8 protein-coding genes are annotated in these 7,248 nt (G+C 63.1%); 4 read left to right on the top strand and 4 right to left on the bottom strand.

Features of this window, described 5'->3' with window-relative positions; genetic code table 11:
* Positions 1-231: 231 nt before the first annotated feature.
* From QZV93_RS17615 to QZV93_RS17345, 3 genes are all read right to left on the bottom strand, one after another.
* Positions 232-558, bottom strand: coding sequence for a Rap1a/Tai family immunity protein (locus QZV93_RS17615; RefSeq protein WP_223178489.1), 327 nt, complete (start codon positions 556-558; stop codon positions 232-234).
* Positions 559-633: 75 nt separating this feature from the next.
* Positions 634-957, bottom strand: a complete 324-nt coding sequence (locus QZV93_RS17350; RefSeq protein WP_202408384.1) for a PepSY domain-containing protein — start codon at positions 955-957, stop codon at positions 634-636.
* A 77-nt stretch (positions 958-1,034) separates the two neighbouring features.
* Positions 1,035-1,922, bottom strand: a complete 888-nt coding sequence (locus QZV93_RS17345; RefSeq protein WP_291550491.1) for a DUF1259 domain-containing protein — start codon at positions 1,920-1,922, stop codon at positions 1,035-1,037.
* A 198-nt stretch (positions 1,923-2,120) separates the two neighbouring features.
* Between QZV93_RS17345 and QZV93_RS17340 the strand changes: the two genes are divergently transcribed.
* The 4 genes from QZV93_RS17340 to QZV93_RS17325 all read left to right on the top strand — a co-directional run bounded on the left by QZV93_RS17340 (position 2,121) and on the right by QZV93_RS17325 (position 6,355).
* Positions 2,121-3,044 (top strand): chromate resistance protein ChrB domain-containing protein, encoded by a 924-nt coding sequence (locus tag QZV93_RS17340; RefSeq protein WP_008603798.1) that lies wholly within the window; start codon positions 2,121-2,123, stop codon positions 3,042-3,044.
* A 2-nt stretch (positions 3,045-3,046) separates the two neighbouring features.
* Positions 3,047-4,444, top strand: a complete 1,398-nt coding sequence (gene chrA / locus QZV93_RS17335) for a chromate efflux transporter (protein ID WP_040110184.1) — start codon at positions 3,047-3,049, stop codon at positions 4,442-4,444.
* Positions 4,445-4,518: 74 nt separating this feature from the next.
* Positions 4,519-5,187, top strand: coding sequence for a Fe-Mn family superoxide dismutase (locus tag QZV93_RS17330; RefSeq protein ID WP_017184236.1), 669 nt, complete (start codon positions 4,519-4,521; stop codon positions 5,185-5,187).
* Between the two features lie 88 nt (positions 5,188-5,275).
* Positions 5,276-6,355: a Cj0069 family protein gene (locus QZV93_RS17325; RefSeq protein ID WP_157784811.1), complete on the top strand. Its 1,080-nt coding sequence runs from the start codon at positions 5,276-5,278 to the stop codon at positions 6,353-6,355.
* A gap of 84 nt (positions 6,356-6,439) precedes the next feature.
* Here the strand turns inward: QZV93_RS17325 and QZV93_RS17320 are convergent, their stop codons facing one another.
* A complete protein-coding gene (locus QZV93_RS17320; protein ID WP_017184234.1) occupies positions 6,440-7,000 on the bottom strand; it encodes a recombinase family protein in 561 nt (186 codons plus the stop codon).
* Positions 7,001-7,248 lie beyond the last annotated feature (248 nt).

The raw sequence follows: 7,248 nt of genomic DNA, 5'->3' as shown, positions 1-7,248 counted from the left end.
TTATCGGCAATCCTTCGCCATACCGGGGATGGGCAACCAGCTCACATATTTGGCGTCACCTCAAGGTTTGTGCGCCAGACAACGATTTGGCAGACATAATGCGAACATCGGCTAATTAGCGAGCTTGAGGCGCGACATGGGATCGTTGAGCTGGCGGAATTCACCGCCAGGCGGACGCTCCGCCTGCCCTCAAAGGCAGCCGCCGGGCAGGCTACGCCGCGGGGTACGATGCTACTGACATGGCCAAGCCTTCGCTAACGAGCGTTCAGCTCCGGCCACCATATGAACACTCATAAAATAGCTATTCTGCTCCGCCCAGCGTAAATATGCCGCGCGCAGCGCCGATCGGTCATAGCGTGGAGCGCGGCATTCCGCTTTTCGCGCGACGATCATCATGTCGAGCACGCCTTGGAGGTAAGCGCCGCATCGCGGCTCATTCGCTTGACAGCTTACGAACAACGCCGAGCCCGTCGCCGACGCGGGTTCGGTTTGGCCGATCGCACTATCAGGCAGGGCGGCCAAAGCGGCGCATAACAATATCCATCGCCTTGGCCGCATTTTCGTCTCCTATTCCGCAGTATCATTTCGGAAGGGGCGCACGGCCCTCGACGGCCGGCGCCCCGTGCTGATCCATCATTCGCGGCCGAGCACCTGGCCTTCGGGCGTGACGAACAGTTCGATCGTCTTTCCGTCGCTGTTCTTGCCCTTGATTTCATAGAGCGTGCTTCCGTCCGCCTTTCGGGTGACTTGCTCCGCTTTGCTTATTGACGCGAGTTGCGCGCGTGCCGCGTTCATCGCGGCCTCGGGCACCTGAGCAAGCGGGATGTCTCGTTCGCTGTGCTTGCCGATTATCCGGTTTTCGTTCGCCTCGTGGTTTTGCGCGATCGCCACGCCCGCGATCGCCAGCGCGGCCGCGCCCACGCCTGCGACAACAGTGAGAGTTCGTTTGCTAGCCATGTTCCATTCCACTTCCTGCATAAGGGCCGTGGGGTCGGGCGGGCGGCGGTTACGGCCCAATGAGCCGTCGTCCGAGTTCAACTCCTCTGATTGTTCATCCTGTCGAGCGCCGCGCGCAGCCCACGGGCGAGCTTGGCTGCGTCGTCGTTGGCCCAGAAGTGCATGAAGAACAGCCGCGGCTCGTCGTTTAGCATATGATTATGCAGCGCCGTGACCTCGATCCCGTTCGTCCGCAGCACGCGCAGGACCGGATCGACCTCGTTTGCGACAAGTACGAAATCGCCGGTGATGGCGGCTCGGCCGTCCCCGGTTGGCTGAAAGTTGATCGCGGTCGCCGTGCCCATCGTCGGCGGAGTCTCCATATCGCCGTCCATCAGCCGCTCGGCGCGCGGAAAGCTGTATTGGAGGATGCCACCGGCCGTCTTGCCCTCACCGCCCATCAACCGGTTGAGCGCGGCCACATCGAGGTCGAGCCGCGATGCGGCTGCGCTGGCCGAAGGCGATTGCGGCGCGGCGAGCGGGGTCCGACTGGCTGATAGCGCTTGCCGGAGCGCGGCCGCGAGCTTCACCGGGTCGCCGTGGCCGGCAATGTGCATGTACATGGTCGCAGGCGAAGAGCGGAGCAGGTGATTGTGGAGCGCGGTGATCGTAAAACCGCTTGCGAGCAGGCGGCTCAAAACGGGGTTCACCTCGTCGTGGGTCAGCACGAGATCGCCCATCACCATCGCCTCGTCGCCCATCGGCTGAAACGCCGCCCAAGAGCCGAGCGCGAGGGAGGGCTTGATCGTCACCCCATCCAGCGTGACGCTCAGGTCCGAACGCGGGAAGCTGTAGCGGTGAACGCCCCCCGGCTGTTCGGCCCCCGCTCGTCCTATCGCCCGGTCGACAGCCGACCAGTCCGGCGCTGCCCATGCCGGGCTTGCCAGCAGGAGGCTGGCGAATCCCAAGGCGATGGTCTTTTTCAGCATAATTGATCCTTCATCAGCGCACTCGACACGGAAAGCCTCACGTCATGCGAGCGCGCCGCCGGCGAGCCGCGACATTGCGCTCCGGTTTCTTTCTTCGGGATAAGCAGTCCTATGCTCATGAGGCTTGTGATGCAACCCTTACACTTGTAGGCTAGTGACGATACAACTATGACAAACACACAAGCTTCCCCTTGGTTGCTCCTGATCCCGCAGCTTCCGGCTAAGCCTGCCTATTTGCGGGTGAAGGTCTGGCGGCGTTTGCAGGCGATCGGGGCCGCGCCGCTCAAGAACGCCGTCCATGCGCTCCCCAATCGCGAGGACACGCGCGCGCTGTTCGAAGAACTGCATCGCGAGATCACCGAAAATGGCGGCGAGGCGCTGATCCTCGAAGCGCGCCTTGTCGGCGGCATGGGCGATGCGGAGCTGCGCGGAGTGTTCGACGCTGCGCGTGACGCCGACTATGAGGAGTTGGCACGCGAGGCGCGCGCGCTGTGTGAGGGCGAGTATGTCGCGGCGGCGGATGTGGGCCGCCTGCGCAAACGCCTGAACGAGGTCGCCGCGATCGACTTTTTCGGTGCGCATGGTCGGCAGGCGGCACAGGCCGCCATCACCGAGGCGGACCGCCGCTCTCACCAACATCCCGATGTGAGCGGCCCCGGTGCGCCCGAGCTGACCCCGGCGGAGCTAAAGCGCCGCGTTTGGGTGACGCGCCGCCATGTCCATGTCGATCGCATCGCGTCCGCCTGGCTCATTCGCCGCTTCATCGACCCCGAGGCGAGCTTCAAGTTCGTCGAGGGCAAAGGATATGTGCCGGAGCCTGACGAACTGAGGTTCGACATGGCGGACGCTGAGTTCACCCACGAAGGCGACCGCTGCTCCTTCGAGACCTTGGTGTTCCTCACCGGTCTCGAGACCGACCCCGCGCTGCGGGCGCTCGGCGAAATTGTTCACGACCTTGATATTGCCGATGCTCGGTTCGAGCGCCCGGAAACTCCGGGAGTGAGCGCGCTTATCGCCGGCATCTGTGCCGGCACCGACGACGACGAGGAGCGGATCGCGCGCGGATCGACCGCGCTCGACGGATTCTATGCTCACTTCACCCGGCGAAAAGAGGACTAAAGATGGAGGCCAGCGCACGCGCTGAAATCGCAGTCGAGACGCTGCACGAGCACGGCATCAGCTTTGGCGAGGCGGTGCGCGTCTGGATCAGGGTCGCGCTGCTCAGCTTCGGCGGACCGGCGGGCCAGATAGCGGTGATGCATCGCATCCTGGTCGAGGAGAAGCGCTGGATCGGCGAGGAGCGGTTCCTCCACGCGCTCAACTATTGCATGCTGCTGCCCGGCCCTGAAGCGCAACAGCTAGCTGTCTATATTGGCTGGTTGCTCCATAAGACCAAGGGCGGCCTGGTCGCGGGCGCGCTATTCGTGCTGCCCGGCTTCCTCGCGATTTTAGGGCTCAGCTATGTCTATGTGCTGCTCGGCGAAGTGCCGCTGGTCGAGGGATTGTTCTTCGGATTGAAGGCCGCCGTGCTGGCGGTGGTGCTACAGGCGGTGGTCCGGGTGGGTTCGCGTGCCTTGAAGAACAACGTCATGCGCGGTTTTGCCGCGCTGGCGTTCGTCGCGATCTTCGTGCTCGACGTGCCCTTCCCGCTGATCGTGCTTGCCGCCGCGCTGATCGGCTTCTTCGGTGGCCGCGCTGGTTACGCCGCATTCAAGGGCGGCGGCGGACATGGTCCCGCCGGCGCTGAGATAATCCACGACCGCGACACCGCTCTTGGCGAGGGCCTTCCCGACCATGCCCGGCCGAACCTCTCTTGGTCGCTGCGCATCTCCGGCGTCCTGCTGCTGCTCTGGCTCGGGCCGGTCGCAGCGCTGCTGTTCGCGTTCGGCCCCGACGACGTGTTCAGCCGCATCGCCACCTTCTTCAGCCAGATGGCGGTGGTGACCTTCGGCGGCGCCTATGCGGTGCTCGCCTATGTCGCGCAGGAGGCAGTCGAGACCTATGGCTGGCTCCAGCCCGGCGAGATGCTCGACGGGCTCGGCATGGCCGAGACCACGCCCGGGCCGCTGATCATGGTGACGCAGTTCGTCGGCTTCCTCGCGGCCTTCCGCGAAGCGACCGGGCTGCCGCCGCTCGTCGCCGCGACCTTCGGCGCAATCCTCACCACCTGGGTTACCTTCCTGCCATGCTTCCTGTGGATCTTCGCCGGCGCGCCATTCATCGAGCGGCTGCGCGGCAACCGCGCATTGTCGGCCGCGCTTTCGGCGATCACCGCCGCAGTGGTCGGCGTGATCCTCAATCTGGCGGTCTGGTTTGGTATCCACACTCTGTTCGAGCAAGTCCGCGAAGTGCCGTTCGCAGCCGGCACCATCGATCTCCCAGTCCTAACGTCCGTCAACTGGCCGGCGCTGGCGCTCGCGGTGGGTGCGATACTCGCCATGTTCCGGTTCAAGGCCGGCATGCTGCCGGTGCTCGGCGTCTGCTCGGTCCTCGGGGCCGCATATGTAATGATCATCTGAAGGAGTGACGCGTGACGATCGACCATCTTTCCCGACGCAGTGCAATCGCAACTCTTGGCATCGGAGCCGCCGCCATGACTATCAACGAAGCCTCTGCGCAGACGCCGGCCGCAGCGCCGGCGGCTGTCCCCGCCTTTGCCGGAAATCATCAGGTCAAGCCGCTCAGGTTCAATCCCGCCAGGCTTCACGGCCTCTCCGAAAGGCTGATCACATCGCACCACGAGAACAATTATGCGGGCTCGGTCAAGGCCCTGAATATGATCGAGACACGACTTGCCGCCGCGCTCGCTGACACGGACCTGCCGCCGGTGGTCTATGGCGGATTGAAGCGCGAGGAGCTGCACCGCACCGGCTCGGTCGTGCTCCATGAGGTCTATTTCGACGGGCTCGGCGGCAACGGCCAGGCAGCCGGTTCCATCCGCGACGCGCTGGGCGCGGCGTTCGGCTCGTTCGACCGCTGGGAAGCCGACTTCCGCCGTACCGGGATGAGCCTTGCCGGCGGATCGGGCTGGTGCGTGCTCGTCTACAATCTCCACACGCGCTCGCTGCACAACCATTGGGCGTGGGATCATATGCACGGTGCGATTGCCGGCGTGCCGCTGCTCGCGCTCGATATGTACGAGCACAGTTTCCACATGGATTACGGCACCGCCGCCGCCAAATATGTCGACGCCTTCTTCCGCAACATCGACTGGGAAGTGGTCGACCGGCGCTATGCCGCGGCTTTGCGCGGCGGCGGCTGAACCCGACCGCCGTGGCTTAACACCCACTGCTGCGCGACACCTGAGTTCGCGACCACAAAGGGGACAGGTCCGATGGGGAGATGCAACAATGACATCCGGCCCGAACATCGCTCTTCTTTGGCGTGGGCAAGCAGCCGAGTGGACGCATCGCTTTCATGAAGCCCGGCAGTGGCCGATAATGCAGGCCTTGCGGGCGCTCGGGGCGACCGCAAGGCCTGTACTGTACAGGGACGAGGCGGTTCGCGAGATTCGGGACGAGCTGCTGTCGTGCGACGCAGTGCTGGTCTGGGTGAATCCGTTGGACATTTCAGGCGACCGCTCGCAGCTCGATCCAATGCTGCGCGAAGTCGCGGGGTGCGGCGTTGTCGTCAGCGCGCATCCTGACGTGATCGCCAAAATCGGCGTCAAGGAAGTGCTCTACACAACGCGATCCATGGAATGGGGCAGCGATGTCGATCGATACGTGGACGCTGAAGGCCTTCGCGCTCGTTTCCCCGAACATCTTGCCGCAGGCCCGCGCGTGCTGAAGCCGAACTACGGCAACGGCGGCAGGAATGTATGGCGTGTCCAACTAGACGAAGCGGGAAACGCTCCGGCTTTGAAAACGTCGGTGAAAGTTCAAGAGGCCCGCCAAGGAAGCAAATCGGAGCGCATCAGCCTAGCCGAGTGCTTGGAAAGGTGGGTGCCGTTTCTAAACGACGGCGGCGTGCTGATCGATCAGGCTTATCAGCCGCAGTCGTCCGAGGGCATGGTCCGCTGCTACGTGTGCGGGCACCGAGTGGTTGGCTTTGGGCACAACCTGATCACTGCGCTGATGACGCCAACGGCCATTGATACAACGTCGTCAACCCCACAGCCGATGGGCCGCGCCATGTTCGGACCGGAGGTGACGCGCTTCGCAGCCTTACGGAAAGCGATGGAGGATCGCTGGATTCCAGAGATGCAAAGGTTGCTGTCGATCGCCGACCACGATCTTCCGCTTCTTTGGGACGCCGACTTCCTATTTCGCCCTGGTGAAGCCATCAGCGATGGCTCCTATGCGCTTTGCGAGATCAATGCTAGTTCGGTTGCACCATTTCCGCCAAGCGCCGTCCAGCCAGTCGCCGCAGCGGCAATCGGTCGCGCTCTTGCCATTCGTTTGACGAAGGAGACCTCCAATCCTCATTGATATGATTCAAGCAATTCAAGAGACGTGACATTGGTCGTATCAATCAGACAAGCCTAAGGGTGAGCGAGGCTGGGTGAAACCGGCTCAGGTGGCAGCGCGGAGATACTGGTAGAGGGTTTCGCGACTGATCCCCAGGTCACGGGCGATGACGGCCTTGCGCTCGCCGTCATCAACACGGCGGTGCAGCTCGGCGACCATTTCGTCGGAGAGGGAACGTTTCCGCCCGCGATAAGCACCGCGTTGTCTGGCGACCGCAATGCCTTCGCGCTGCCGCTCCCGGATCAGGGCGCGCTCGAATTCGGCGAACGCACCCATGACCGAGAGCATCAGGTTGGCCATCGGGGAATCCTCGCCCGAGAAGGCCAGGCTTTCCTTCACGAACTCGATCCGGACGCCTCTTTTGGTGAGGGACTGAACCAGTTTGCGCAGATCGTCGAGATTACGCGCCAATCGATCCATGCTGTGGACCACGACGGTGTCACCCTCGCGGGCGAAGGCGAGCATGGCATCGAGTTCGGGGCGGTTGATGTCCTTGCCCGATGCCTTGTCGGTGAAAATCCGGTCGAGCGACTGCCCGTCCAACTGGCGATCGACATTCTGATCGAATGTGCTCACCCGGACGTAACCGATCCTCTGGCCTTTCATCGCCGCCTCCGGTCAAAATGTCAGGTTGAATTCTATGACACGGCGGAACATGCGTCAATAAATGCTTGCCATAACCCTATCCTGACAGAAACCGCCGCTGCATCCTGACGTCCGGTTAGGCTATACTCCAGATTGACGCTAGCCTGTCGCTCTCGACTCGGGATGGAGGCAGGATGGCGCGGCGGCGATTATTGACCGGAGAAGAAAGGCGTCGCCTGTTCGATATCCCCCATGACGAAACCGCGATC

It is taken from the genome of uncultured Hyphomicrobium sp. (assembly GCF_902826555.1).
Lineage (GTDB): Bacteria > Pseudomonadota > Alphaproteobacteria > Rhizobiales > Hyphomicrobiaceae > Hyphomicrobium_C.
Note: the sequence above shows the minus strand (reverse complement) of the source record. Positions and strands in the feature narration are given on the sequence as shown.

What these genes read in the sequence shown, in the direction of transcription:
- QZV93_RS17615 (WP_223178489.1), bottom strand. Translation starts at nt 558, where the DNA reads ATGCGGCCAAGGCGATGGATATTGTTATGCGCCGCTTTGGCCGCCCTG.
- QZV93_RS17350 (WP_202408384.1), bottom strand. Translation starts at nt 957, where the DNA reads ATGGCTAGCAAACGAACTCTCACTGTTGTCGCAGGCGTGGGCGCGGCC.
- chrA (WP_040110184.1), top strand. Translation starts at nt 3,047, where the DNA reads ATGGAGGCCAGCGCACGCGCTGAAATCGCAGTCGAGACGCTGCACGAG.
- QZV93_RS17330 (WP_017184236.1), top strand. Translation starts at nt 4,519, where the DNA reads ATGACTATCAACGAAGCCTCTGCGCAGACGCCGGCCGCAGCGCCGGCG.
- QZV93_RS17325 (WP_157784811.1), top strand. Translation starts at nt 5,276, where the DNA reads ATGACATCCGGCCCGAACATCGCTCTTCTTTGGCGTGGGCAAGCAGCC.
- QZV93_RS17320 (WP_017184234.1), bottom strand. Translation starts at nt 7,000, where the DNA reads ATGAAAGGCCAGAGGATCGGTTACGTCCGGGTGAGCACATTCGATCAG.